The sequence below is a fragment of the Xanthomonas sp. MLO165 genome, from assembly GCF_018831305.1.
Classification (GTDB): domain Bacteria; phylum Pseudomonadota; class Gammaproteobacteria; order Xanthomonadales; family Xanthomonadaceae; genus Xanthomonas; species Xanthomonas arboricola.
The window spans coordinates 1,995,635-2,022,006 of record NZ_CP029263.1; the positions used below are offsets into that span (position 1 = coordinate 1,995,635).

The following is a 26,372-nucleotide window of genomic DNA, read 5'->3' on the forward strand; positions in this document are numbered from 1 at the left end:
AAGTAACATGCAGGCGGCCACAACCCGCGTGCGCGCGGGCCTTTCCTGTCACGTAAGAGCAGCAGAATCTTGTCCCTTTCCGGCATCATCACCGCGCTGGCGACCCCTTTCGGTCCGGACGGCGCACTCGAACTGGATGCCTGGCGGCGGTTGCTGGAACAGCAACTGCACGGCGGCGTGCAGGGAATCGTCGTCGCCGGTTCCACCGGCGAGGCCGCGGCATTGAGCGACGAGGAGTACGACACCTTGTTGCGTGCCGCCGTCGCGCAGGTGGCCGGCCGTGTGCCGGTGCTGGCCGGTACCGGCCTGTCGGGCACCGCCAAGACCATCGCGCAGACGCGCCGCGCTGCGGCGCTGGGTGCGCAGTACGCGCTGGTGGTGACGCCGCCGTACGTGCGTCCGACCCAGGCCGGGCTGCAGGCACATTTCCAGGCGGTTGCCGACAACGGCGGGCTGCCGGTGGTGCTGTACAACGTGCCCGGCCGCACCGGATGCGATCTGTTGCCGGAGACGGTTGCCGCACTGGTCGGCCATCCGAATATCGTCGGTATCAAGGAAGCGCGCAGCGAGCCGGAGCGCGTCGCCGCGCTGGTGGCGCTGCGCAGCGAGTCCTTCGTCGTGCTCAGCGGTGACGATGGCAGCGCCGCGCAGGCGATGCTGTCCGGTGCCGACGGGCTGATTTCGGTGGCGTCCAACGCGTTGCCGTCGGCGTACCGGCGGCTGTGCGATCTGGCCCGCGATGGTCAGCGCGAGGCGGCCACCACGTGGGACGCACGCCTGAGCGAGTACCACAGTTTCTGCGGGATCGAATCCAATCCCATCCCGGTCAAGGCGCTGCTGCAGCGCGCCGGGATCGGGCACGGCCTGCGCCTGCCGTTACTGCCCCTTTCTGCGGCGCACCAGCCTGCCGCCGACCGCCTTGCCGCCGACGCTGTTGCGTTGGAAGCGCTTTCCAGCCGCGAAATGCTCGCGGCCTGACCCAGGAGATTTATCGATGCGTCATTCCGTTTCCCCCGTCCGCGTGCTCTCGCTCGCGTTGCTGGCGACCGCCACCGTCGCCGCCACGAGCGGTTGCAGCTGGTTCCACAAGGGCGCACGCGGTGACTACGCGCTGGCCCCGGAAGCCCGTCCGCTGGAAGTGCCGCCGGATCTGAACCTGCCCGACACCTCCGGTGCGATGAAGGTGCCGACGCTGGCATCGAGCGCGCAGCAGAACACTTCGGCGCCACCGTCCGCCAGCGCCAACAGCGGTTTCACCGTGCCGGGCGAGCGCGACGAGGTGTTCGCCAAGGTTGGCGCGGCGCTGGCCGACATTCCCGGCCTGACCATCGCCAGCAAGGCGCAGATGCTCGGTTCCTACGACGTCAGCTACGAAGGCTCCAGCTTCCTGGTGCGCGTGGTGAAGGTCGAAGCCGGCAGCTATGTGTCGGCGGTGGATCCGCGCGGCATGCCGGCCACTGCGGCAGCGCCGGTGGCGGTCATCACGGCGTTGAAGGGCAAGCTGGGCGGCTGAGGCCGCTGCAGCAACTGCAGACAGCAGAACGGGCGCTTCGGGCGCCCGTTTTGCGTTCTGGTGCGTGGTATCGCTTTATCGCTGCGTTGTCGCCGGCTGGATGCTGCCAGGCGCCGTTTCAGCGTTGCAGCAGTGGCAGCTTGTTCGGCTTGCCGTCCCACTCGGCGGCATCGGGCAGCGGTTCCTGGCGCACGGTCAGCACCGGCCAGGCCTTGGCCAGCTCGGCGTTGAGCGCGACGAAGCCTTCCTGGCCTGCCGGGACGTCGTCTTCCGGGTAGATCGCATTGGCCGGGCATTCCGGCTCGCACAGCGTGCAGTCGATGCACTCATCCGGGTCGATGACCAGGAAATTCGGGCCGACATGGAAGCAATCCACCGGACAGACCTCGACACAGTCGGTGTATTTGCACTTGATGCAGTTTTCGGTGACAACAAAAGGCATGGCGGAATCCGGCGTTTAGCCTGTCAATTCTAAAGCAGTCCGGTGGCCGGTGTGGGGTTGGCCGGGATTTGTCGGCCTCCAGCCCTGGCCGCTCGGCGCGGTTCTGACCGTCTCCGGTCAGGCCAGCCCGCGCTGCCTGGCCAGTGCGAACAATCCCGTGGCAGCCAGATCTTCCCGATGCAGCTGCGTCCGCACGCCCAACTGCGCCAGCGCCAGCGCGTAGCGCTGCGCCAGGCCGGGGCTGCCGACCAGGTGCACGGTGGCGTGAGTGCCGCGCTGCTCGCGCAGTTCGTGGCCGATCAGCAGGCCCGAGAGGTAGGACGGCAGCGCGGTGGCGGTGAGGCGGTCGAACAGGCCCAGCGTGCGGGCGCCGAACAGGTGGTGGCTGAGGCCACCGGGCGCGGCGCTGCGGTCGACGCCTTGCGCGAAGGCATCGGTGTCCAGGTCCGCAGGGTCGTCCTGCATCAACTTGCCCAGGATGCTGTGCTGGCGCAGCACCGCATACAGCTCGCCGGTCATGACGGTGGCGAAACCGGTCAGCTGGCCGTGCGCGATCTGCGCCCATTTGCTGTGGGTGCCGGGCAGGCAGGCGACGTGTTCGCCATCGCCGAGTGCGGCGATCAGGCCAACCAGCTGGGTTTCCTCGCCACGCATGACATCGGGCACGCCGTGCTGCTCGCCGGTACTTACGCCGGGGACGAACCACAGCGTGCGTCCGGGCAGCAGGTCGGCGTAGCTGCGCATCGCCTGCGCCAGGGCGGCGGTATCGGCCGGGCAGGGCAGATAGGCCTGCTCGACCCAACCATTGCGGCTGCCGATCATGCCCGACAGCAGCAGCGGGCCGTCCCAGCCGTCGATCAGCGTGCTCAGCACCTCGGCGAAGCGGCCCTGGCAGGCCAGGATGCCGTCGCTGCCGCGGCGTTGCTCCAGCACCGTGCCGTCGGCAGCGAGCAGGTAGCCGCGCAGGCTGCTGGTGCCCCAGTCGATGGCGATCATGCGCTGGCCACCCGGCTCTCGGGCAGGCCCTTGATCGGCACGTCGCAGACGTACAGACCGCCGGCTTCCGGCGTGCGCGCCAGTTCTTCGGCGCTGTGGTCCAGGCGCGAGCTGATCACGTGCAGGCGGTCCAGCGCGGCGCCGCCGAGGGCGCTGCAGGTGGGGTGCTTGACCGGCAACTGCACGATGCGCTCGATGCTGCCGTCGGGGCGGTAACGCACCACGCGCCAGGCGCGCCATTGCGCATTCCACAGATGGCCTTCGCTGTCGATGATGGAGCCGTCCGGCTCGGCATCGTCGCGATCCAGCGTGGTGAACACGCGCACGTTGCTGGTCTGCGCAGTGTCGGCGTCGTAATCGCAGCACAGGATCTGCGGGCGCAGCGAGTCGCAGTAATACAGCGTGCGGCCGTCGGGGCTGAAGCAGATCGAGTTGGGGATCGACACGCCCGGCAGCGGCAATGCACGCAGGCCGTGGCGCAGCGAAAACTGGTACATCGCGCCGCGTGCGGCCTTGTGGTCGTGCTCGTCCATGGTGCCGAACACGAGGTTGCCGTTGCGGTCGGCGCGGCCGTCGTTGCTGCGCGTGTGCGGGTTGTCGGCTTCGATATCGGCCAGGTGCTCGAGCGGCAGCGTGTCGGCGTCGGCGTTGTCCGGGTCGGCGATGCAGACCGACTTGGCCAGCGCGATCAGCAGACGGCCGTCGTCCATCAGGCCGAGGCAACCGGGGCGGTCCGGCAGCGTCCAGTACTGCGTGCGTGCGCTGTGCGGATGATGCCGCCACAGCCGCTTCTCGCTGATGTCCACCCAGTACAGCGCTTCACGTTGCTCGCACCACAGCACGCCTTCGCCATGCGTGCAGCGGCTGTCGACCGCCAGCACGGCGGTGTGTTCGGGCGTGCTCACCATTCGGCGATGCTGCCATCGCTGTGACGCCAGACCGGGTTGCGCCAGTCCGGCGGATTTTCGTTTGCGCGCTTGAGCATGTCTTCGTCGATCTCCACACCGAGCCCGGGTTTGGGCAGCGCGGCGATACTGCCATCGACACACTGAAAATCGTCTTTATTGATGACGTAATCGAGCAGGTCGGCGCCTTCGTTGTAGTGGATGCCGATGCTCTGTTCCTGCAGCACCGCGTTGTGCGAAACGAAGTCCACGTGCAGGCAGGCGGCCAGCGCGATCGGCCCGAGCGGGCAGTGCGGGGCGAAGCCGACATCGTAGGCTTCGGCCATCGCGGCGATCTTGACGCACTCGGTGATGCCGCCGGCATGCGACAGGTCCGGCTGCACCATGCCGATACCGCCGGCGCACAGCACGTTCTTGAATTCGAAGCGCGAGAACATGCGCTCGCCGGCCGCCAGCGGAATCGAGGTGCTCGCGGCCAAGCGCGGGTAGTACTCGGCCTGCTCGGCCAGCACCGGTTCCTCGACGAACAGCGGCTTGAACGGCTCCAGCTCGCGCAGCAGCGCCTTGGCCATCGGCGCGCCGACGCGGCCGTGGAAGTCGATGCCGAAGTCGATGCTGTTGCCGAAGGTCTCGCGGATCTCGGCGACCTTGACCACCGCCGCATCGACCGCGCGCGCGCTGTCGATCAGCTTCATCTCCTCGGTGCCGTTGAACTTGAAGGTGTCAAAGCCCAATGCACGGTAGTCGGTGATCTGCTGGATGATTGCGCCCGGGCGGTCGCCGCCGACCCAGCGATAGGTCTTCATGCGGTCGCGCACCAGCCCGCCCAGCAGCTCGTACACCGGCACGCCCAGGGCCTTGCCCTTGATGTCCCACAAGGCCTGGTCGATACCGGCGATGGCGCTCATCAGGATGGCGCCGCCACGGTAGAAACCGGCGCGGTACATGGTCTGCCACAGATCGTTGATGCGCGCCGGATCCTTGCCGACGACGTAGCCGGCCAGTTCGTGCACGGCGGCTTCCACCGAGCGCGCGCGGCCTTCGATGACCGGCTCTCCCCAGCCGGTGATGCCCTCGTCGGTTTCGACCTTGAGGAACAGCCAGCGCGGTGCGGCGTGGTAGGTGGTGAGGCGGGTGATCTTCATCCTTGCAGTTCCTGGTAGGCCTGCACGAAGGCGCGTGCATGCGTCTGGGTCGTTTCGAGCGATTGCGCGGGTTTGTACAGTTCGCCACCGATGCCGGCGCCGGCGGCGCCCTGGGCAAGGAAGCCGGCCAGGGTCTGCGGGCTGACGCCGCCGACCACGTAGACCGGAATGTGCTTGGGCAGCACCGAGCGCAGCGCGCGCACATGCGCGGCGCCATAGGTGGCTGCGGGGAACAGCTTCAGGATCGTGGCGCCGGCATCGATGGCGTCGAACGCCTCGCTGGCGGTGGCGAAACCGGCCACCACGGTGAGCCCGCGCGACACCGCATGGCGGATCAGCGACGGGCGCGTATTCGGGGTGACGATGAAGCGCGCACCGATCTCGGCCAGGGTGTCGACATCGTCGTTGCGCAGCACGGTGCCGGCGCCGATCCAGGCGCGCTCGCCGTAGGTCTGCTGGGCCAGGGCGATGCTCTCGGCCCAGCGCGGCGAATTGAGCGGGATCTCGATCGCGTCGAAGCCGGCGTCGATCAGTGCACCGACATGGTCGAGCGTTTCTTCCGGCGTGATGCCACGCAGGATGGCGATCAGCGGCAGGGCGAACAGGCTGGCGGTGGTGTCTGAGGTCATCGTGTTACTCGCGATAGAGCGGAAAGCGGCCGTCGGCGTCCGGATGGGCGCCAGCGTCGGGGGAAGTTGCAGCGCTGCCTAGCAGCGCGCGGAGGGCGGCAGGCAGCCGCGACGAGTTGGCTGCGGCACTTGCGTGCGCACTCCAACGGCCTGCAATTGGCCGGCAAGTTGCCGTCATCGTCGTCCACCTCCGCAATCATGGCGTGCGTGTTGCCATCTCGTGGAAGATGGGTCACGTCTGTTCTGGCCGCGCCCGGGAGGTAGGGGCTCCTGCTGCGGCGTTCGATAGCCTCGCGCGGGGAGATATGTGCTGCAAATGAAATTTTCGGCATATTCTATTCCTCCTACGAATACAGCTGCGTGGCGATACCCCATGGCAAATTCCGGCACTCCCTGGTTCAACGCTGCCCGCCTCAAGACGCGCCAGCTCCTGCTGCTGCTGCATCTGCACGAACAACGCTCGGTGCTGCGCGCGGCCGAGGCCGCCAGCATGACCCAACCGGCCGCCTCCAAGCTGCTGGCGGAAATGGAAGACATGCTGGGGGTGAAACTGTTCGAGCGGCATGCCCGCGGGGTGGAGCCCACCTGGTACGGCCATGTGCTGATCCGGCGTGCGCGTGCGGCGATGTCGGAGATCGGCCGGGCGCAGGAGGAGATCGCCGCGCTGCGCGCCGGGAGGATGGGCCAGGCCTCGATCGGTACGGTGGTCAATCCGGGCACCAACCTGGTGCCGCAGGCGATCGCCGAGGTCAAGCGCGAGTTCCCCGACATCCTGGTGCGGGTGGAAATGGATTACAGCCGCCCGCTGGTGGCCAAGTTGCTGGATGGCCAGCTGGACATCGTGATCGGCCGCATCCTGGGGCCCGAAGGCGTGGGCGAGCTGGAGTTCGAGCCGCTGGCCGACGAGCCGCATTCGGTGATCGCGCGTGCCGGCCACCCGCTGGCCAGTCGGACCGGCCTGCAGCATGCGGATCTGGTGCGGCATGGCTGGATCCTGCCGCCGGCCGACAGCGTGCTGCGCGCGCGGCTGGATTCGATGTTCATGGAGCACGGCGTGCAGACGCCGACCAATGCGATCGAGACCTCGTCGCTGCCGGTGACCTCCACGCTGTTGCGTGGCACCGACATGCTGACCGCCTTGCCGGTGGAGTCGGTGGCGCCGCTGATCCAGGCCAAGCTGCTGACCGTGCTGCCGATCGAGCTGGGCGTCCGCATGGAGTCGTTCGGCATCATCCGGCGGCGCGATTACATCCTGCCGCCCGGGGCCGAGCGCATTCTGCAGGCGCTGCGCACCACCGCGCGGCGTTTGTACCCCGGTCTGCGCGGGCCGGAATCCACTGGTTAAGCGGGCTCTTCCATTTGTATTCCGGCACGGAATACCAGGCTGTGAATTTTTCATTGGCTGGCGCTAGACCACGCGCCTATATCTGTGAGCCAGATCGCACGCTGAAGCGCACGTGAAGTCGGGCAGGTGATCGGCGGGCAAACCGTCAGATAGAGGGAGGGGCAGGCGTCCGTGCCGGCTCCGCCGTGATCACGCGGGCCGCGTCGCGGCGCCGCGACAACCAGTCTTCAGTCGTCTTGCGTCCTGGGAGGGATTCAGATGTACAAGTTTTCAAGCCATGCCTCGGCAGGGACGGGCGTGCACGCACGTCGTACCCCGCGTTTGTGTCATTCGGCCATGGCCGTCAGCATCGGGTTGCTGCTCGCCGCCCCCGTCTATGCGCAACAGGCGCAGTCGTCGCAGGCCGCCTCCAGCGCCAATGGCGGCACCAGCGCGGTGGATCTGGACACGGTGGAAGTGCGCGGCGTGCGCGCCAGCCTGATCAAGTCGCAGGTGATCAAGCGCGATGCCAGCCAGATCGTGGATTCGGTCAGTGCCGAAGACATCGGCGCCTTGCCCGACCGCAGCGTCACCGAAACCCTGCAGCGCGTCAGCGGCGTGACCATCGATCACTTCGCCGCACGCAGCGATCCGGACCATTTCTCCGCCGAAGGCAGCGGCGTGATGATCCGCGGCCTGACCCAGGTGCGCGGCGAACTCAATGGGCGCGACATCTTCAGCGCCGCCAGCGGCCGCGGGCTGAGCTTCGAAGACGTGCCGGCCGAGTTGATGGCCGGTGTGGACGTCTACAAGAACCCCTCGGCGGAAATCATCGAAGGCGGGCTGGGCGGCACGGTCAATCTGCGTACGCGCATGCCGTTCGACAATCCGGGCCGGATCGTCGGCGGTAATGTCGATTACAACTACGGCGACATGAGCAAGAAGTACAAGCCGTCGGCCTCGTTCCTGTTCAGCGACCGCTGGAACACCGGCATCGGCGAAATGGGCTTCATGATCGATGTCGCGCATTCGGAGCTGGCCACGCGCTCGGACGGCATCCAGGTGGAGCCGTACGTGCGGCGGACCGATGAGGCCGTGCTGGCCGGAAGCGGGCGCAGCGAAGTGTTCGTGCCGGGCGGGGTGAACTGGCGTCAGCTGGATTTCGAGCGCAAGCGCGACGGGATCGCGGCGGCGTTCCAGTGGAAGCCCAGCGACGCCACCGAGATCTATGCGCAGTTCCTGCGCTCGCGCTACGAGATGAACTGGCAGGAGCGCGCCGCGTTCTTCAACGACAGCAACAACAGCATCACGCCGGCACCGGGCACCACCTTCGACTACGACGATCGCGGCGCCTTCCTGCGCGGCTCGCCGGTATCCAGCTCGTGGCGCGGGGTGCTCACCGGCGATGGTGTGCGCTTCAATACCGATAACCGCTATTCCGAACAGCGCACCACCACCACCGACATGTCGGTGGGCTTCAGCCATTTCTTCAACGACAACCTGCAGATCAAGGGCGATATGCAGTTGGTGGAGTCGGAGAACGAGCAGCTGGATTTCACCGTGTTCAGTGCGACCTATCTGCCGGGCCTGTCGTACGACGTGTCGGGCAAATATCCCAGCGTGCAGATCGCCAATCCGGGCTTTACCCAGGACCCGTCCAACTACTTCTGGGCGGCGGCGATGGATCACCTGGGCAAGAACCGCGGGCGGCAGCTGTCCACGCGTGTGGATCTGGAATACACCTTCGATGACAGCAGCTGGTTGCGCTTTGCGCGCTTCGGCATGCGCGCCACCGACCGCAACCAGATCAACAAGAATTCCGGCTACAACTGGGGCGTGATCTCCGACAACTGGGCCGCCATTCCGGGCACCAGCAACGGCCTGGCGAATATGTCCGAGTTCATGACCGACCAGTCGTCGTTGTTCACCTTCTCCGACTTCTTCCGCGGCGGGGTGAACGTGCCGACCACGCTGGTGGTGCCCAACAGCAGCCTGGTCAACAACTACCGCTCCGCCTCGCAGATGATCCAGCAGATCGTGGCGCTGCGCGGCTACGGCTGGGCGCCGGACACCTATCAGCCGCAGGACACCAACCGCCAGCACGAACGCACCCAGGCCGCCTACGCGGCGCTGTACTTCGGCAATGACGAGGCCTGGGGCGTGCCGGTGGACGGCAACATCGGCATCCGCGTGGTGCAGACCAAGACCCAGGCCGAAGGCTTTGGCCAGTTCCAGAACCTGGCCGGTCTCAATGTCTCACCGGAACTGCAGGCGCGCTATACCGGGCAGTACTTCGAGAACAACTCCCAGGGCAGCTATACCAACGTGCTGCCCAGCCTGAACCTGCGGCTGCGCTTCACCGACAGCCTGCAGTGGCGCTTTGCCGCCTCCAAGGCGATGGCGCGCCCGGACTACACCCAGCTGCAGCCGTATGTGTTGCTCAACGTGGAAACCAACGACGCCGGCCAGGCGACCGATTTTGTCGGCACCGCCGGCAACCCGAACCTCAAGCCGATGGTGGCCAACCAGTTCGACACCGCGCTGGAGTGGTATTTCGACACCAGCGACATGCTGTACGCCACGCTGTTCTACAAGAAGGTCAAGGATTACTTCTCCACCCAGACCCGCAGCGAGATCTACGACAACCGCCCCTGGCTGGTGACACGCCCGTACAACATGGACGAGGGCACCATCCGCGGCGCGGAGCTGGGCTATACCCAGTTCTTCGATCAGCTGCCGGGCTGGCTGAGCGGGTTCGGCGTCAATGCCAACTTCACCTTCGTCGACAGCCAGGGCGGCGCCAACACCGCCACCGACCCGTACACCAATACCACCGTCACCGGTGTGGAGCTACCGCTGGAAGGCCTGTCGCGGCGCAGCTACAACCTGGCTGGTATCTACGAGAAGGGCCCGTTGTCGTTGCGTCTGGCCTACAACTGGCGCTCGCGCTACCTGCTGACCACCAGCGATGCGTCCACCCGTCTGCCGACCTGGGCCGACGACTACGGCCAGCTCGACGGCTCGTTCTTCTACCGCTTCAACGAGCACCTGCAACTGGGCGTGCAGGCCAACAACCTGACCAACACGGTGACCAAGGTGCTGATGGGGCCGACCTCGTACGAAGGCGGCGAGGTGGATCCGCGTCTGTATACGCGCTCCTCGTTCGTCAACGACCGGCGCTATTCGCTGGTGCTGCGCATGAACTGGTAAGCGCGGGCCATCACGGAACTGCCGTGCGCGGGCTCGCAGACTTGAGCCCGCTTTGGCCGCTCCGGCCGTCCGGATCCGCAATGCCATACCCGGCGGGTTTGTTGGCGTTGCTATAGTTTTTACGAATAGCTTTCCAGGAATATTTCATTGGTGTGGCACGACAGCGCCGCCCTATGCTCCGGCCGCAGCCGCTAGGTAAGCCTTGTCAGGATTACCACGCATCGCACCGCCCGGCCTTCCGGTCGTGGGCGGATGCGGGCCAGCACCAACGACGGGCAGGGCGTTCGCGCACCGGCCCGCTAAAAATTAGAAGTACATGCGTCCTGGGAGGGAGCACCATGTCAGTGCAACATCGCCACATTCCGGCAGGCCGGACTGTGGGTCAGCGTTCGATCCGTGATTTCCGCCGCTCCGTGATGGCCCTCAGTGTGGCCACGCTGTTGAGCACGCAGGCCTACGCGCAGGACGCGACCACCACAGCCACCCCGGCTCAGGACGCCACCACCCAGCAGCTCGACACCGTGCAGGTCACCGGCACGCGCAGCAGCGTCACCAAGGCGCAGCTGGTCAAGCAGAATGCCGAGCAGATCGTCGATTCCATCGTTGCCGAAGACATCGGCAAGCTGCCCGACAACAACGTCGCCGAGGCGCTGCAGCGCATCTCCGGTATCCAGATCTCGCGCAACTACGGCGAAGGCAGCTCGATCGCCATCCGCGGCCTGACCCAGGTGCGCACCGAACTCAATGGCCGTGACATCTTCACCGCCAACGATGGCCGTGGCCTGAGCTTCGAGGACGTGTCGGCCGAACTGCTCGGCGGCGTCAACGTGTACAAGAATCCCTCGGCCGACATGATCGAAGGTGGCCTGGGCGGCACCGTCGACCTGCGCACGCGCCTGCCGTTCGACTACGACGGCCGCAAGATCGCCGGCAGCGTCCAGTACAACTATTACGACCTGGCCGACGACGGCAAGCCGGCGTTCTCGGGCCTGTTCAGCGATCGCTGGCAGACCGGCATCGGCGAGATCGGCCTGCTGGTGAATTACTCGCAGCAGAAGAGCCCGTTCCGCCAGGACACCATCTCGATCGAGCCGTGGTACACGCAGACCGATCTGCCGGGCTATGAAGGCCAGGGCGTGTCGGTGCCGCACGGCGCCGGCATCAACACCACCATCGGTGAGCGCGAGCGCAAGACCGGTGCGTTCGCAATGCAGTGGCGTCCGAACGATTCGGTCGAGGTCTACACGCAGGTGCTGCGTTCGGATTATGACTTCAGCTGGCACGACTATTCGTTCTTCGCCCTGACCGGCGCCAACCCGATGCAGGGCTTGCCGGGCATCCAGGTCAACGACCGCAACGAGTTCGTCAATGGCTCGTTCCAGAACGTGCCGACCGAATCCAACACCAGTCTGACCGAGCGGCATTCGGTGACCACCGATTACTCGCTGGGCGCCAAGTGGACGGTCAACGAGAAGCTGACCCTGAGCACCGACTTCCAGTACGTCGATGCCACCACCAAGGGCACGCGCTACATCGTCGCCACCGGGCAGGACACCAGCCCGCAGTTCAACGTCGACTTCCGTGGCGATCTGCCGCGCCTGTCGGTGACCGATGCCAGCGGCGCGGAAGGCTATCTGGCCGATGCCAACAACTACGACGGCTGGCGCTGGCACCTGGACAACAAGGACGACAACAAGGGCACCGAGTTCGCCTGGCGCGCCGACATGGACCTGGCCTTCGACAGCGACTTCGTGCGCAGCTTCAAGGCCGGTGTGCGTTACACCGACCGCGATGCCGAGACCAAGGGCAATATCTACCGTTTCATGTGCATCAACGATTGCTCGGGCACGCCGTTCTCGCAGTACCCGACCATCGGTCTGGTGACCAACCCGATCACCGACTTTTTCCGCGGTGAGAGCAGCACCTTCGGCCGCACGCTGACGGCTGCCGACTCGGCAGTGGCCAACTACGAGCAGACCCTGGCTACCTTCGGCGCCAGCCCGCTGGAATTTGCGCCCAACAACATCAATACGCAGAACGAGAAGACCTACGCGGCCTATGGCGTGCTGCGCTTCGGCGTGGACAGCGACTCGATTCCGTTCGACGGCAACATCGGCGTGCGCGTGGTGCGCACCGAGGTGGGCTCGCAGGGCGTGCGCACCGGAACCGACAGCGAAGGCGGCGGACTGATCCCGGTGGATGCGCAGCAGACCTATACCGACGTGCTGCCCAGCTTGAACCTGCGCTGGATGCTGAGCGATCAGCTGCAGTGGCGTTTTGCGGCCTCGCGCGGCATCTCCCGTCCCACCTTCGACCGGCTCAACCCGAACCTGAGCCTGAGCACCGGCACCTCCAATGGTGCCTCGACCTTCACCGGTACCGCGGGTAACCCGAGTCTGGAAGCGGTCAAGGCCGACCAGTTCGACACCGCGCTGGAGTGGTACTTCGGCCAGGGCTCGATGATGTACGGCACCTTGTTCTACAAGAAGGTCGAAGGCTTCATCGCCAATGCCGTCTTCAACGAGGTCTACGACGGCCAGGTCTGGCAGATCACCCGTCCGGTCAACGGCGATGCCGGCAAGATCCGCGGTGCGGAACTGGGCTATACGCAGTTCTTCGACTTCCTGCCGGGCTGGCTGAGCGGCTTCGGCCTGCAGACCAACTACACCTATGTCGACAGCGAGGCGCCGAGCCCCACCGCCACCGACACCAACGGCCAGGCGCTGACCGTGCCGCTGGAAGGCCTGTCCAAGAACAGCTACAACGCGATCCTCAGCTACGAAACCTCGCGCTTCCAGGGCCGTGTGGCCTACAACTGGCGCAGCGACTGGCTGGTGACCACCGCGGGCAACGGCACCGGCAACCTGCCTGTCTACAACAAGGGCTTCGGCCAGCTGGATGCCTCGCTGCGTTTCAATATCAATGATGTGTGGTCGATTTCGCTCGATGGCGTGAATCTGCTCGATACCCGCCGCGAAAGCTATCTGGGCACCGAGTCGCGCTACCGTGACTTCGTGATCAACGATCGTCGGTATGGCCTGACATTGCGGGCCAGCCTGTAGAACGCGCCGTAGGAAGTGCGTCTCCGGTCCGGCGAGCTGTGCAGGCAGCCCGTCGGGCCGGTGTTTTTCCTATCGACGGCAGGCCGTCGATCGCAAGAGGAGCCGGAGGAATGATCGCTGTGATCGATCCGCCTACTGTGCGCCGCGTTACCGCAGCGATGTGGCTGGTCCGTGTATGGCTGGCACTGCTGGTGCTGTTGTCGCTTTCGATCCTGCCGCTGCAGGCCGCCGACCCGGCGGTGCAGGGGCCTTACCAATGGCGCAGCGTCGCCATCGGCGGTGGCGGATTCGTCACCGGTGTGCTGTTTCATCCCGCCGAGCGCGACCTTGCGTATGCACGTACCGATGTCGGTGGTGCGTACCGCTGGGATGCGCGCGCGCAGCAGTGGGTGGCTTTGACCGACTGGCTGGGTGCCGACGACTGGAACCTGATGGGGATCGATGCGTTCGCGGTCGATCCTGCCGACCCGCAGGCGCTGTATCTGGCTGCGGGCACCTATATGCACGAGCGCGCCGGCAATGCTGCGGTGCTGCGTTCGTTTGATCGCGGCCGCAGTTTCGAGCGTGCCGAGTTGCCGTTCAAACTCGGCGGCAATCAATTGGGCCGTGCCAATGGCGAACGGCTGGCGGTGGACCCGCACGATGGCCGTGTGCTGTTGCTGGGCTCACGCGATGCAGGCCTGTGGCGCAGCGACGATCGCGGCGCGCACTGGGCGCGGGTGGATGCATTTCCCGCCGAGGCAATGGCGGGCGCGACGGCGCGCAATCATGTCGGACGCGAGCAGGCGGTGGGCATCGCCTTTGTCGTCTTCGATGCCGCCAGCGGCCGTGCCGGCCGTCCGACCCCGCGCATCTATGTCGGCGTGTCCACCGCGCAGACCAGTCTGTATGTCTCCGACGACGCCGGTCGCAGCTGGTCGGCGGTGGCCGGGCAGCCCAAGGGCCTGCGTCCCAGTCATATGGCCGGCGGCAGCGATGGGCAGTGGTATCTGAGCTACGGCGACCAGCCCGGGCCGGACCTGATGGCCGGCGGCGCGCTGTGGAAATACACCCCGGCGCAGGGGCGCTGGAGCGAGATCAGCCCGATCGCGCAGCCGGCCAGCGGCGATGGTTTCGGCTGGGGCGCGGTGGCGGTGGATCCGCAACAGCCGCAGGTGCTGCTGGCCAGCACCTTCCGCCGTCGTAGCCCGCGCGATGAGCTGTTCCGCAGCGTCGACGGCGGGCGCAGCTGGACTCCGTTGCTGGCGGGCGCGCAGTTCGATCACAGCGCAGCGCCGTGGACCGCGCAGGCCACGCCGCACTGGATGGGCGCGCTGGCGATCGATCCGTTCGACAGCAACCACGCGCTGTTCGTCACCGGCTACGGCATCTGGGCTTCGCGCAACCTGCAGGATTTCGCCAGGCAGCAGCGGCCGTTGCAGTGGTGGTTCCAGGATCGTGGGCTGGAAGAGACCGTGCCGCTGGATCTGCTCAGCCCGATGCAGGGCGCGCACCTGCTCAGTGCGCTGGGCGATATCGACGGCTTCCGGCATGACGATCTGGAGCGTGCGCAGCTGCAGTACGCCGGCCCGCGCCTGACCAATGGCGAGAGCATCGATGCCGCCGGGCAGGCCGCACAATGGGTGGTGCGCAGCGGCACCGTGCGCGATCGCCGCAACAACGAGATCCGTGCGCTGTATTCGCGCGATGGCGGTACGCAGTGGACGGCGTTCGCCAGCGAGCCGCCAGCCGGGCAGGGCGCCGGCAACATCGCCATCGCCGCCGATGCATCCCATGTGGTGTGGGCGCCCGAGAAAGGCGGCAACTGGCGCACCGCCGATTTCGGCAAGCACTGGCAGCGGGTGCAGGGGCTGCCCGAGACCGCGGTGGCGGTGGCCGATCGCGTCGATGCGCGGCGCTGGTATGCAGTGGATACCGCCAGCGGGCGCTTGTACGAGAGCCGCGATGGTGCAGTGAACTTTCGCGACACCGGTGCCCAGGCCGGCAATCCGGCGCGCGACGAACGGGCGCGCCCGCAGCTGCGCCCGGATCCGTGGCGGGCAGGGGTGGTGTATCTGGCCAGCCCCGCGCTGGGCGTGATGCGCTGGCAGGACGGGCGTTTGCAGACCTTGTCCAGGCCGGACGAGGCGCGTTCGCTGGGCATTGGCAAGGCACTGCGCGATGGCGCACCGCCGGCGCTGTATCTGGCCGGCCGCGTGGATGGAGTGGACGGCGTGTTCCGCTCCGACGATGAAGGCGCGCACTGGTTGCGCATCAACGACGACGCGCACCGGTTCGGCAAGCCCTACAGCGTCACCGGCGATCCGCGCCTCCCCGGGCGCGTGTACTTCGCCACCGGTGGGCGTGGCATCTTCTACGGCGATCCACGATGAGCGCTGCGTCCCTGCGCGCGTCATCGCGCTGTCTTACCGTGTACGGCGGCATGCGCCGTCGCATCGCTGCGCGCCGAGTGGCCGCGCCGACCCTGGAGATCACTGCATGACCGCTTCCCTCATCCGTCGTGGCTGCCTATTGGGCCTGGTCCTGGCCAGCCCTGCTGCGTTGGCGCAACCGAGCCTGCCGTTGTTGTTTGCCGATGGCGCGGTGCTGCAGCGCGACCAGGCGATGCCGGTGTGGGGCTGGGCCACGCCCCATGCCGCCATCACGGTCGGCTTCGACGGCAAGCGGGCCACCGCCAAGGCCGATGCCAAGGGTCAGTGGAAGGTCAGCCTGCCCGCACACAAGGCCGGCGGCCCCTATGTGCTGAGCGTGCAGGGCGACGGCGGCGAGTTGCAGGTGCGCGATGTGCTGGTCGGCGATGTGTGGCTGGCCAGCGGTCAATCGAACATGGAGTGGCCGCTGGCGCAGGCCAGCGATGGCCCGCAGGCGGTGGCGGCGGCCAACGACCCGCAGTTGCGGCACTTCAAGGTGCCCAAGTCGTGGTCGCTGCAGCCGGAAGCGCGCCTGACCGGCGGCGACTGGAAGCCCGCCACACCGGACAACGCCGGCGAGTTCACCGCAGTCGGTTATTTCTTCGCCAAGGAGCTGCGCGCCAGCACCGGCGTACCGATCGGCATCGTCAACAGCACCTGGGGCGGCAGCGCGATCGAGGCGTGGATGGATGCGACCTCGCTGGGCCTGGATGCCGGGCAGAACCAGGGCGCGATCGAGGCGATCAAGCAGCGCGATGCCGCTGCGCAGGCGGCCACCGGCAAGCGCATCGCGCGCTGGCCCAAGGTGGATGGCGAGATGCCGCAGTGGCGCGAAGCGACATTCGACGACAGCGACTGGGACAGCATTCCGACCACCCAGCAGTGGGAATCCAGCGGCTATGACGGCATGGACGGAATCGCCTGGTATCGCACCACGGTCACCCTGAGCGCTGCCGAAGCCAAGGCCGGCATCAGGTTGGGCGTGGGACAGATCGACGACTCGGACATCACCTACGTCAATGGCCAGCAGGTCGGCACGACCGAAAAGCAGTGGAACCTGCCGCGCGTCTACACCGTGCCGGCCTCGGTCTTGCATGCAGGGGTCAACCACATCGCGGTGCGGGTGGAAGATCTCAGCGGCGGTGGCGGCATGCATGGCCCGGACGAGCAGCGCTTCGTGCAGACCAGCGCCGGTGCCAAACGCGCGTTGGGCGGCTGGAAGTTCCGCCCCGCCGACGTGCGCGTGTCGCTGGTCGACAACAAGAATCAGCTGCCCACGCTGCTGTACAACCAGATGATCCATCCGCTGCAGCCGTTTCCGGTCAAGGGCGTGATCTGGTACCAGGGCGAAACCAATGCCAGCGACACCGGCGCCCTGAAGTACCGTGAACAGTTCGCCGCGATGATCCAGCAATGGCGCGCCGAACGCGGCGCGAAAACGCTGCCGTTCCTGTGGGTGCAGCTGGCCAACTTCAAGGCCGGCGGCGACAAGGGCGAGCTGAGTCCGTGGGCACTGTTGCGCGAGTCGCAGTCCAAGACGCTGGCGCTGCCGGCGACCGGGCAGGCGGTGATCATCGATATCGGCAACCCCACCGATATCCATCCCACCAACAAGCGCGATGTCGGCCATCGCCTTGCGCTTGCTGCACGTCATGTGGCGTACGGCCAAACGCTGGTGTACAGCGCGCCGGTGTTCAAGCAGGCGCGCTTTGTCGATGGTCAGGCAATGCTGAGTTTCGATCTGCAAGGCAGTGCGTTGCAGGTGCGTAATGGTGGCGAAGTGCAGGGTTTCCGCGTCGCCGGTGCCGACAAACACTTCCATCCGGCCACCGCGCGCATCGAGGGCGATCGCGTGATCGTGCGCAGCGACGCGGTGGCTGCACCGGTCGCGGTGCGCTACGGCTGGAGCGAAAACCCGGACGACGCCAACCTGGTCAATCGCGAACAGCTTCCCGTTTCCCCCTTCCGCACCGATACCTGGTGACACGGAGTCCTATGTCCATGCATTCCCCCGTTGCACGTCTAATCACTTCTTCCCCTGCACGCCGTTGCCTGCGTCCGCTGCTGCTGTCCGCGCTAACGCTGGCCCTGGCAGCGTGCCAATCCGGCGAGCAGGAAGAGAAAGCCAAACCGGCCGCAGTGGCACCGACTGCCGGTAGCGCAGCGACCGCGCCTGCCACGGCAGCGGCGCCGGCTGCGCAGACACCGATGCCGCAGTTCGTCAGCAAGGACGGCAAACACGCATTGATGGTCGATGGTGCGCCGTTCCTGATCCTGGGCGCGCAGGTCAACAACTCCAGCAACTATCCCGGCGTGATGGACAAGGTGTGGCCGGCGATGCAGGTGCTGGGCCCCAATACCGTGCAGGTGCCGATCGCCTGGGAGCAGGTCGAGCCGGAAGAAGGCAAGTTCGATTTCTCCTTCGTCGATACGCTGCTCACGCAGGCACGCGAGCACAAGGTGCGGCTGGTGCTGCTGTGGTTTGCGACCTGGAAGAACAACGGCCCGGCGTATGCGCCGCATTGGGTCAAGACCGACAACCAGCGCTTCCCGCGCGTGGTGACGCGCGAGGGCAAGGCGATCGGCTCGTTGTCGCCGCATGCGCAGGCCACCCTGGATGCCGACCGCAAGGCCTTCGTCGCCTTCATGCAGCACCTCAAGCAGGTCGATCCGCAGCACACCGTGATCATGATCCAGCCCGAGAACGAGCCGGGCACCTACGGCAGCGTGCGCGACTTCTCGCCGATGGCGCAGCAGCTGTTCGACGGCCCGGTGCCGGAAGAGCTGCTCAAGCGCTTGAACAAGCAGCCGGGCAGCTGGGCACAGGTGTTCGGTGCCGATGCGGACGAGATCTTCCATGCCTGGTCGATCGGTCGCTACATCGACCAGGTGGCCGAAGCCGGCAAGGCCGAATACCCGCTGCCGATGTACGTCAACGCCGCACTGCGTGGCCCGTTCAATCCCGGCCAGCCCGGCCAGTACGCCAGCGGCGGCCCCACCGACAACGTGCTGGATGTGTGGAAGGCCGCCGGCCCGCATATCGACCTGCTGGCGCCGGACATCTACATGCCCGAGTACCGTACCTACACCACGGTACTGGAGCGCTACGCCCGCCCGGACAATGCGCTGTTCGTCGCCGAAACCGGCAACCGCCCGGAATACGCGCGCTATCTGTTCCCCGCGCTGGGCCACGACGGCATCGGCTGGTCGGCGTTCGGCATGGACTACACGCGTTATTCCAACTATCCGCTGGGCGCCAAGCACGTCAACGCGGAAACCCTGGCCCCGTTCGCGCTGGGGTTCGAGCTGGTCAAGCGCGGCATGCGCCCGTTCGCCAAGGCCGCGTCCGAAGGCAAGCTGCACGGCACTGCCGAAGAACCCGGCCAGGCGGTGCAGGAGCTGCAGCTCAACGAGCGTTGGGGCGCCACCATCACCTACGGCGTGCCGCAGTTCTGGTTCAAGGGCGAGCCGCCGGGCAACCCCGAGCCGATCGGCGCGGCCTTGATTGCCGAGCTCGGCCCTGACGAATTCCTGGTCACCGGCTACCACGTGCGCGTGACCCTGCATCCGGCCAGCGAGGCGACCGCCAACATGCTCTACGACCGCGTCGAGGAAGGCGTGTACGACGGCAGCGACTGGAAGTTCGAGCGCAACTGGAACGGCGACCAGACCGATTACGGCGTCAACTTTTCCAGCGCACCGCAGCTGCTGAAGATCAAGCTGGCCACTTACAAGTAAACCTGCACGGCCACTTGCTGCGCAGCCAGATCGCTGCGCAGCACGCCGGCTTCCAGGTCGAACGCAATGAACCCATGCGTTGCCGCCCCCGCGGCAGCGTTTCGTAATCCAAGGGAGTGAACATGCAAACCATCAACCGTTCCGCCGGCCATGCGCCTGCCACCCGACGTACACCGCTTGCGCAGTGCCTGGCGTTGTCGCTGGCCTTGCTGGCCAATGCCGCGCACGCGCAGGAAGTGCGCAAGGCCGCCGATGGCGTCACCGTGGTGCCGAGCGCCAAGGGCGCCGCACCGGTGCGTCTGCAGGTGGTCGATGCCGGCATCATCCGCGTCAGTGCCGACCCGGACGGCGACTTCGCGCGCAGCCCCAGCCTGATGCGCGTACCGGTGCAGGGCGATGGCAACTTCCAGCTGGCCGAGCAGGGCGACAGCGTGCAGCTGAAGACCGGCAAGGTCACCGCCACCGTGTCCACCGTCGATGGCCATGTCAGCTTCGCCGATGCCAATGGCAAGCCGGTGTTGTCGGAGGTTGCCGGCGGGCGCAGTTTTGCGCCGCTGAAAGTGGAGGGCAAGCAGTACCTGAGCGTGCGTCAGCGCTTCCAGTCGCCCGACGACGAAGCCCTGTACGGCTTCGGCCAGCACCAGCAGGGCTGGATGAACCAGAAGGGCCGCAACATCGAGTTGCAGCAGAACAATATCGACATGGCGGTGCCGTACCTGGTGTCCAGCCGCAACTACGGCCTGCTGTGGGACAACAACTCGATCAGCCGCCTGGGCGACCCGCGCGGCCTGCAGCCGCTGCCCAAGACGCTGAAGTTGTATGACGCCAAGGGCAAGGCCGGTGCGCTGACCGCACGTTATGCGATCAACGGCAAGCAGATCGTCGAACGCCGCGAGAGCGAGGTGAACTACCAGTACCTCAGCGACCTGACCAAGTATCCGAAGAAGGCGATCACCAAGGACAAGGACAGCCGCATGCAGGTCACCTGGGAGGGCGAGATCGAAGCGCTCACCGGTGGCGAGCACACCTTCTCGCTCTATTCGAGCGAGTACGCCAAGCTGTACGTGGACGGCAAGCTGGTCGTCGATCGCTGGCGCCAGAACTGGAACCCGTGGAATCACGAGTTCAAGCTGGATCTGGAGCCGGGCACGCGCCACACCGTCAAGGTCGAGTGGGACCTGATCGACCCCAGCTACATCGCGCTGCTGCACCGCGACCCGCTGCCGGCCGCCGAAGCGAAGGACCTGTCGCTGTGGTCCGAAGCCGGCCAGATGATCGACTACTACTTCGTCTCGGCCGATTCCTACGATCAGGCCGTGGCCGGCTACCGCGAGCTCACCGGCAAGTCGGTGATGCTGCCCAAGTGGGCCTACGGCTTCTGGCAGAGCCGCGAGCGTTACAAGAGCCAGGACGAGTTGGTCGGCGCGGTGGCCGAATACCGCAAGCGCAAGTTGTCGCTGGACAACATCGTGCTCGACTGGTCGTACTGGCCCGAGAATGCCTGGGGCTCGCACGATTTCGACCCGCAGCATTTCCCCGATCCGGACGGCATGGTCAAGGCGGTGCACGACATGCATGCGCAGATCATGATTTCGATCTGGCCCAAGTTCTATCCCACCACCGCCAACTACAAGGAACTGGACGCGGCCGGTTTCATGTTCAAGCGCAACGTGGAAGTGGGTGAGCTGGACTGGATCGGCAAGGGCTACAAGAACTCGTTCTACGATCCGTATTCGGAAAAGGCGCAGGCGATCTACTGGCGCCAGGTCAACGAAAAGCTCAACAGCAAGGGCTTCGATGCGTGGTGGATGGACGCCGACGAACCGGACGTGCATTCCAACCTGGACATCGGCGAGCGCAAGGCGCGCACCACGCCCAACGCGCTGGGCTCGTCCACCGAATACTTCAACTCCTACCCGTTGCCGCACACCCATGGCGTGTACGTGGGCGACCGTGCGGCCGACGACAAGCGCGTGTTCATCCTCTCGCGCAAGGGCTACGCCGGCACCCAGCGCAATGCGGTGGCGGTGTGGAGCGGCGACATCGTCTCGCGCTGGGACGACATGCGCGACCAGATCTCCGGTGGCGTCAACATGGCGCTGTCGGGCCTGCCCAACTGGACCTTCGACATCGGCGGCTTTGCGGTGGAGAAGCGCTACGAGAACCAGGACCCGGCACACCTGCCGGAATGGCGCGAACTCAACACGCGCTGGTTCCAGTTCGGCGCATTCGTGCCGATCTTCCGCTCGCACGGCCAGTTCCCGTACCGCGAGATCTGGAACATCGCCCCGGAAGGCACGCCGTTCTACGACAGCATGGCGTACTACAACCGCCTGCGTTACGCGCTGCTGCCGTACATCTACAGCCTGGCCGGCGACACCTATCAGCGCGATGGCGTGATCATGCGCGGCATGATGATGGACTTCCCGAACGACCCCAAGGTCCGCGACATCAACGACCAGTACCTGTTCGGCCCGGCCTTCCTGGTCGCACCGGTGACCCGCTTCGGCGCCACCTCGCGTCAGGTCTATCTGCCGGCCGGCAGCAGCTGGCTGGATTTCGCCACCGGCAAGCGCTACGAAGGCGGCCAGAGCATCGAAGCGGCCGCGCCGATCGAGCGCATGCCGTTGTTCGTGCGCGCCGGTTCCATCGTGCCGACCGGCCCGGTGCAGGAATACGTGGATCAGAAGCCGGATGCGCCGCTCACCGTGGTGGTCTATACCGGTGCCGATGGTCAGTTCTCGCTGTATGAGGACGACGGCAAGGGCTACGGCTACGAGAAGGGCGAGTTCAGCCGCATTCCGCTGAGCTGGAACCAGGCCAAGGGCGAGCTGAGCATCGGCAAGCGCGAAGGCAGCTGGACCGGCATGCAGGCCAAGCGCACCGTCAACGTGCGCTTCGTCGACGGCCCGCGCGAGGACGCCGGTGCGCTGGAGCCCAGGACCGATGCCAGCATCCAGTACGACGGCAATCCGGTCAGCGTGTTGCAGCGCAAGATTGCGTCCGGCAAAGCGCGTCGTCGATGATCGCAACTCGTTGTCAGTCAGTGAGTGCGCAGATGCCGGATCGCCGCAAGGCTCGGGCGTGCAGGTCCGGTCATGCAGCACGGTGGTGCACGTGCTGACCCGCAGGGAAGTCTGCAAGGCAACCGGTGCCGCACTCGCGGCGCTGGGCGCTGCGCCGGCTGCGTCCGCCATTGCTGCGCCGGCCAAGGCTGCCGGCGAGCAATCGCTGCCTGCCGTTGCTGCGGGCGATGCTTTGCAGCTGTGGTACCGCGAACCGGCCAACGAATGGGTGCAGGCGCTGCCGGTCGGCAACGGCCGGCTGGGCGCGATGGTGTGGGGCGGCATTGCCCACGAGCGCCTGCAACTCAACGAGGACACGCTGTACGCAGGTGGCCCGTACGATGCCACCAGCCCCGAAGCACTTGCAGCCTTGCCACAGGTGCGCGCGCTCGTGTTTGCCGGGCGCTATGCCGAAGCCGAAACCCTGGCCGACGCCAAGATGCTCTCGCGTCCGCTCAAGCAGATGCCGTATCAACCGCTGGGCGATCTGTTGCTGGATTTCGATCGTGCCGACGGCATCAGCGAGTATCGCCGCCAGCTCGATCTGGATACCGGCGTAGCCACCACCACGTTCCGCTCCGGCGGTGCTGTGCACAAGCGCGAAGTGTTCGTGTCGGCGCAGTCGCAATGCATCGTGGTGCGTCTGTCCTGCGATCGGCCACGCGCGATTTCCCTGCGCGTGGGCATCGACAGCCCGCAGACCGGCGCGGTCACGGTGGAGCAGGGCGGGCTGCTGTTCAGCGGCCGCAACGGCAGCTTCGCCGGCATCGACGGCAAGCTGCGTTTTGCCTTGCGCGTGCTGCCGCAGGTCAAGGGCGGCACGCTCAGCGGGCTGCGTGACCGCCTGCGCATCGACGCCGCCGATGAAGTGGTGCTGCTGCTCACCGCCGCCACCAGCTACCAACGCTTTGATGCAGTCGATGGCGATCCGCTGGCATTGACCGCAGCAAGCATGCAGAAGGCCGGCAAGCTGGACTATGCCGCATTGCTGCGTGCGCATCTGGCCGATCACCAGCGGCTGTTCCGGCGCGTGGCAATCGATCTCGGCACCAGCGAGGCGGCAGCACTGCCCACCGACGAGCGCGTGCAGCGTTTTGCGCAGGGCAACGACCCGGCGCTGGCCGCGTTGTATCACCAGTTCGGCCGTTACCTGCTGATCTGCAGCTCGCGGCCCGGCACCCAGCCGGCCAATCTGCAGGGCATCTGGAACGACCTGATGCAGCCGCCGTGGGAAAGCAAGTACACCATCAACATCAACACCGAGATGAACTACTGGCCCAGCGAGGCCAACGCGCTGCACGAGTGCGTCGAACCGCTGGAATCCATGTTGTTCGATCTGGCCAAGACCGGCGCGCACACCGCACGTGCGATGTACGACGCACCGGGTTGGGTGGTGCACAACAACACCGATCTGTGGCGCCAGGCCGGGCCGATCGATGGCGCCAAGTGGAGCCTGTGGCCGATGGGTGGCGTCTGGCTGTTGCAGCAGCTATGGGATCGCTGGGATTACGGCCGCGACCGTGCCTATCTGGGCAGGATCTACCCCTTGTTCAAGGGCGCGGCGGAGTTCTTCGTCGCCACGCTGGTGCGCGATCCGCAGACTGGCGCGATGGTGACCAACCCGTCGATGTCGCCGGAAAACCAGCATCCGTTCAACGCCGCGCTGTGTGCCGGCCCCACCATGGATGCGCAGCTGCTGCGCGATCTGTTCGCCCAATGCATCGCGATGAGCAAGCTGCTCAAGGCCGACGACGCCTTCGCGCAACAACTGAGCACGCTGCGCGAGCAATTGCCGCCCAACCGCATCGGCAAGGCGGGACAATTGCAGGAGTGGCAACAGGACTGGGACATGCAGGCGCCGGAGATCCATCACCGCCACGTCTCGCATCTGTACGCCTTGCATCCTTCGAGCCAGATCAATCTGCGCGATACGCCCGAGCTTGCCGCCGCGGCCAAGCGCACGCTGGAAACGCGCGGCGACAACGCCACCGGCTGGGGCATCGGCTGGCGGCTGAATCTGTGGGCACGGCTGGCCGATGGCGAGCATGCCTACCGCATCCTGCAACTGCTGATCTCGCCCGAACGCACCTACCCGAATCTGTTCGACGCGCATCCGCCGTTCCAGATCGACGGCAACTTCGGCGGCACCGCCGGCATCACCGAAATGCTGCTGCAAAGCTGGGGCGGCAGCGTGTTCCTGCTGCCTGCCTTGCCCAAGGCATGGCCGCGCGGCAGTGTGCGTGGCTTGCGCGTGCGCGGCGGTGCCAGCGTGGACCTGCACTGGGAGGGCGGCCGCCTGCAGCAGGCACGCGTGCACAGCGAGCGGGGCGGGCGCTATCAACTGTCTTACGCAGGGCAGACCCTGGACCTGGAACTGGGTGCCGGCCGCACCCGGCAGGTGGGCCTCAACAACAACCGATTGGTGACGCAATGAGCTTGTACGTAGGACTGGATGTGGGCACGCAGAGCGTCAAACTGGTGGCCTACGATCCGCAGGAGCGCGCCGTGGTCGCCACGATCGCCGCGCCGATGGAACTGATCAGCCGCGACGACGGCACCCGCGAGCAACAGGCGCAGTGGTGGATCGACGGCATCGTGCATTGCTTCGCGCAGCTCGATGGCGAGCAGCGTGCGCAGGTGCGTGGCATCTCGGTCTCCGGTCAGCAGCACGGTTTCGTGCCGGTGGCCGCCGATGGCAGCGTCACCGCACCGGTGAAGCTATGGTGCGATACCAGCACCGCACTGGAATGCGAGGAAATCATGGATGCGGTGGGCGGCGCCGCAGGCAGCGTGGCCACCGCCGGCAACCCGATCATGGCCGGCTACACCGCCTCCAAGCTGCCGTGGACGCGCAAGCATCGCCCCGAGGCGTACGCGGCGATGACCACGGTGATGCTGCCGCACGACTACGTGAACTTCTGGCTCACCGGCGAGCGCTTTGCCGAAGTCGGCGATGCCTCCGGCACCGGCTGGCTGGACGTGCGCACGCGGCAGTGGTCCGAGCGCATGCTCGGCGCGGTGGATGCGCAGCGCGACCTGCGCGAGGCACTGCCGCCGCTGGTGGAGACCGGCGCGGTCTATGCCTTGTCCGACGCAGCCGCCGATGCCTTGAATCTGCCGGCCGGCGTGCGTGTCACCACCGGCGGCGGCGACAACATGATGGCCGCCATCGGCACCGGCAACGTGGTGCCGGGACGCCTGACCATGAGCCTGGGTACCTCGGGCACCTTGTTCGCCTACGCCGATCACCCGGTGGTGGACGACGAGGCACGCTGGGCCGCGTTCTGCTCGTCCAGCGGCGGCTGGCTGCCGCTGATCTGCACCATGAACTGCACCGTCGCCACCGAGGCGGTGATGCGCATGTTCTCGATCACCCGCGAGCAGACCGACGCCTTGATCGCGAGTACCACGCCGGGCGCCGATGGGCTGGTGCTGCTGCCGTTCTTCAACGGCGAGCGCACCCCGGACTTGCCGGCCGCCCGCGGCTGCCTGTTCGGCATGGACCTGCACAACACCACCCCGGCGCATTTCTATCGCGCCGCGATGGAAGGGGCGACCTATAGCCTGCGCAACGGCTTCGATGCCTTCGTTGCGGCGGGTCTGCAGTTCGACACCATCCTGCTCACCGGCGGCGGCAGCAAGAGCGCGCAATGGCGGCAGATGGTGGCCGATATCTTCAACCTGCAGGTCGTGGTGCCGACCCAGCCCGAAGGCGCTGCCTTCGGTGCCGCGCTGCAGGCCTTGTGGGCCTGCGATCGCGATGACGGCGGTACGCACGCGTTGTCGGATGTGGTGCTGGAGCATCTGCAAGTCGACGACAGCCTGTCGGCGCGCCCGGATCCGCAGCGCGTGGCCCAGTATCAGCAGCACTACCAGCACTTCCTCAAGCACCTGCATGTGGTCAGCCCGCTCTACGCCGGCTGATCGACACG

At 66.3% G+C, this 26,372-nt stretch carries 16 protein-coding genes; 11 read left to right on the plus strand and 5 right to left on the minus strand.

Translation table 11 applies throughout. The features are described from left to right. Positions 1-69 precede the first annotated feature (69 nt). Together dapA and DGN21_RS08760 are read left to right on the plus strand one after the other, a co-directional pair. Positions 70-978, plus strand: coding sequence for a 4-hydroxy-tetrahydrodipicolinate synthase (dapA, locus tag DGN21_RS08755; protein WP_126965836.1), 909 nt, complete (start codon positions 70-72; stop codon positions 976-978). Positions 979-994: 16 nt separating this feature from the next. Beyond that, positions 995-1,513, plus strand: a complete 519-nt coding sequence (locus tag DGN21_RS08760; protein WP_024939787.1) for a hypothetical protein — start codon at positions 995-997, stop codon at positions 1,511-1,513. Positions 1,514-1,631: 118 nt separating this feature from the next. Here DGN21_RS08760 and fdxA read toward each other — a convergent pair whose 3' ends face one another. The 5 genes from fdxA to DGN21_RS08785 form a co-directional block, all read right to left on the minus strand. Further along, positions 1,632-1,955, minus strand: coding sequence for a ferredoxin FdxA (fdxA, locus tag DGN21_RS08765; protein ID WP_006453280.1), 324 nt, complete (start codon positions 1,953-1,955; stop codon positions 1,632-1,634). A 117-nt stretch (positions 1,956-2,072) separates the two neighbouring features. Further along, entirely contained in the window at positions 2,073-2,951 is an 879-nt protein-coding gene (locus DGN21_RS08770; protein WP_104570437.1) for a 2-dehydro-3-deoxygalactonokinase, read from the minus strand. After that, positions 2,948-3,859 (minus strand): SMP-30/gluconolactonase/LRE family protein, encoded by a 912-nt coding sequence (locus tag DGN21_RS08775; RefSeq protein WP_104600621.1) that lies wholly within the window; start codon positions 3,857-3,859, stop codon positions 2,948-2,950. Before DGN21_RS08775 ends, DGN21_RS08770 begins: the two co-directional genes overlap by 4 nt. Beyond that, a complete protein-coding gene (gene dgoD / locus DGN21_RS08780) occupies positions 3,853-5,001 on the minus strand; it encodes a galactonate dehydratase (protein ID WP_102252485.1) in 1,149 nt (382 codons plus the stop codon). The genes DGN21_RS08775 and dgoD overlap by 7 nt, the downstream gene beginning before the upstream one ends. Next, positions 4,998-5,630 carry a 2-dehydro-3-deoxy-6-phosphogalactonate aldolase gene (locus DGN21_RS08785; RefSeq protein WP_039520823.1) on the minus strand — a complete coding sequence of 211 codons (633 nt, stop codon included), beginning with the start codon at positions 5,628-5,630 and terminating at the stop codon, positions 4,998-5,000. The genes dgoD and DGN21_RS08785 overlap by 4 nt, the downstream gene beginning before the upstream one ends. Positions 5,631-6,003: 373 nt before the next feature. Between DGN21_RS08785 and DGN21_RS08790 the strand changes: the two genes are divergently transcribed. From DGN21_RS08790 to xylB, 9 genes are all read left to right on the plus strand, one after another. Then, positions 6,004-6,975 carry a LysR family transcriptional regulator gene (locus DGN21_RS08790; protein ID WP_024939782.1) on the plus strand — a complete coding sequence of 324 codons (972 nt, stop codon included), beginning with the start codon at positions 6,004-6,006 and terminating at the stop codon, positions 6,973-6,975. 258 nt (positions 6,976-7,233) lie between these two features. Further along, a complete protein-coding gene (locus DGN21_RS08795) occupies positions 7,234-10,164 on the plus strand; it encodes a TonB-dependent receptor (protein WP_126965837.1) in 2,931 nt (976 codons plus the stop codon). A 338-nt stretch (positions 10,165-10,502) separates the two neighbouring features. After that, a complete protein-coding gene (locus DGN21_RS08800) occupies positions 10,503-13,226 on the plus strand; it encodes a TonB-dependent receptor (RefSeq protein ID WP_046342376.1) in 2,724 nt (907 codons plus the stop codon). 110 nt (positions 13,227-13,336) lie between these two features. Further along, positions 13,337-15,598 (plus strand): cellulase, encoded by a 2,262-nt coding sequence (locus DGN21_RS08805; RefSeq protein ID WP_126965839.1) that lies wholly within the window; start codon positions 13,337-13,339, stop codon positions 15,596-15,598. Positions 15,599-15,704: 106 nt separating this feature from the next. After that, positions 15,705-17,621 (plus strand): sialate O-acetylesterase, encoded by a 1,917-nt coding sequence (locus DGN21_RS08810; RefSeq protein WP_184429152.1) that lies wholly within the window; start codon positions 15,705-15,707, stop codon positions 17,619-17,621. An 83-nt stretch (positions 17,622-17,704) separates the two neighbouring features. Next, positions 17,705-19,375 carry a GH35 family beta-galactosidase GalD gene (gene galD / locus DGN21_RS08815; protein WP_126965846.1) on the plus strand — a complete coding sequence of 557 codons (1,671 nt, stop codon included), beginning with the start codon at positions 17,705-17,707 and terminating at the stop codon, positions 19,373-19,375. Positions 19,376-19,497: 122 nt separating this feature from the next. Continuing rightward, complete coding sequence (locus tag DGN21_RS08820) at positions 19,498-22,401, plus strand: TIM-barrel domain-containing protein (RefSeq protein ID WP_039520831.1); 2,904 nt, start codon at positions 19,498-19,500, stop codon at positions 22,399-22,401. 91 nt (positions 22,402-22,492) lie between these two features. Continuing rightward, a complete protein-coding gene (locus DGN21_RS08825; RefSeq protein WP_160955165.1) occupies positions 22,493-24,874 on the plus strand; it encodes a glycoside hydrolase family 95 protein in 2,382 nt (793 codons plus the stop codon). Next, positions 24,871-26,364 (plus strand): xylulokinase, encoded by a 1,494-nt coding sequence (gene xylB, locus DGN21_RS08830; RefSeq protein WP_016903224.1) that lies wholly within the window; start codon positions 24,871-24,873, stop codon positions 26,362-26,364. Before DGN21_RS08825 ends, xylB begins: the two co-directional genes overlap by 4 nt. The last annotated feature ends 8 nt before the right edge of the window (positions 26,365-26,372 follow it).

What these genes read in the sequence shown, in the direction of transcription:
- DGN21_RS08760 (WP_024939787.1), top strand. Translation starts at nt 995, where the DNA reads ATGCGTCATTCCGTTTCCCCCGTCCGCGTGCTCTCGCTCGCGTTGCTG.
- fdxA (WP_006453280.1), bottom strand. Translation starts at nt 1,955, where the DNA reads ATGCCTTTTGTTGTCACCGAAAACTGCATCAAGTGCAAATACACCGAC.
- DGN21_RS08770 (WP_104570437.1), bottom strand. Translation starts at nt 2,951, where the DNA reads ATGATCGCCATCGACTGGGGCACCAGCAGCCTGCGCGGCTACCTGCTC.
- DGN21_RS08775 (WP_104600621.1), bottom strand. Translation starts at nt 3,859, where the DNA reads ATGGTGAGCACGCCCGAACACACCGCCGTGCTGGCGGTCGACAGCCGC.
- dgoD (WP_102252485.1), bottom strand. Translation starts at nt 5,001, where the DNA reads ATGAAGATCACCCGCCTCACCACCTACCACGCCGCACCGCGCTGGCTG.
- DGN21_RS08785 (WP_039520823.1), bottom strand. Translation starts at nt 5,630, where the DNA reads ATGACCTCAGACACCACCGCCAGCCTGTTCGCCCTGCCGCTGATCGCC.
- DGN21_RS08790 (WP_024939782.1), top strand. Translation starts at nt 6,004, where the DNA reads ATGGCAAATTCCGGCACTCCCTGGTTCAACGCTGCCCGCCTCAAGACG.
- DGN21_RS08795 (WP_126965837.1), top strand. Translation starts at nt 7,234, where the DNA reads ATGTACAAGTTTTCAAGCCATGCCTCGGCAGGGACGGGCGTGCACGCA.
- DGN21_RS08800 (WP_046342376.1), top strand. Translation starts at nt 10,503, where the DNA reads ATGTCAGTGCAACATCGCCACATTCCGGCAGGCCGGACTGTGGGTCAG.
- DGN21_RS08805 (WP_126965839.1), top strand. Translation starts at nt 13,337, where the DNA reads ATGATCGCTGTGATCGATCCGCCTACTGTGCGCCGCGTTACCGCAGCG.
- DGN21_RS08810 (WP_184429152.1), top strand. Translation starts at nt 15,705, where the DNA reads ATGACCGCTTCCCTCATCCGTCGTGGCTGCCTATTGGGCCTGGTCCTG.
- DGN21_RS08820 (WP_039520831.1), top strand. Translation starts at nt 19,498, where the DNA reads ATGCAAACCATCAACCGTTCCGCCGGCCATGCGCCTGCCACCCGACGT.
- xylB (WP_016903224.1), top strand. Translation starts at nt 24,871, where the DNA reads ATGAGCTTGTACGTAGGACTGGATGTGGGCACGCAGAGCGTCAAACTG.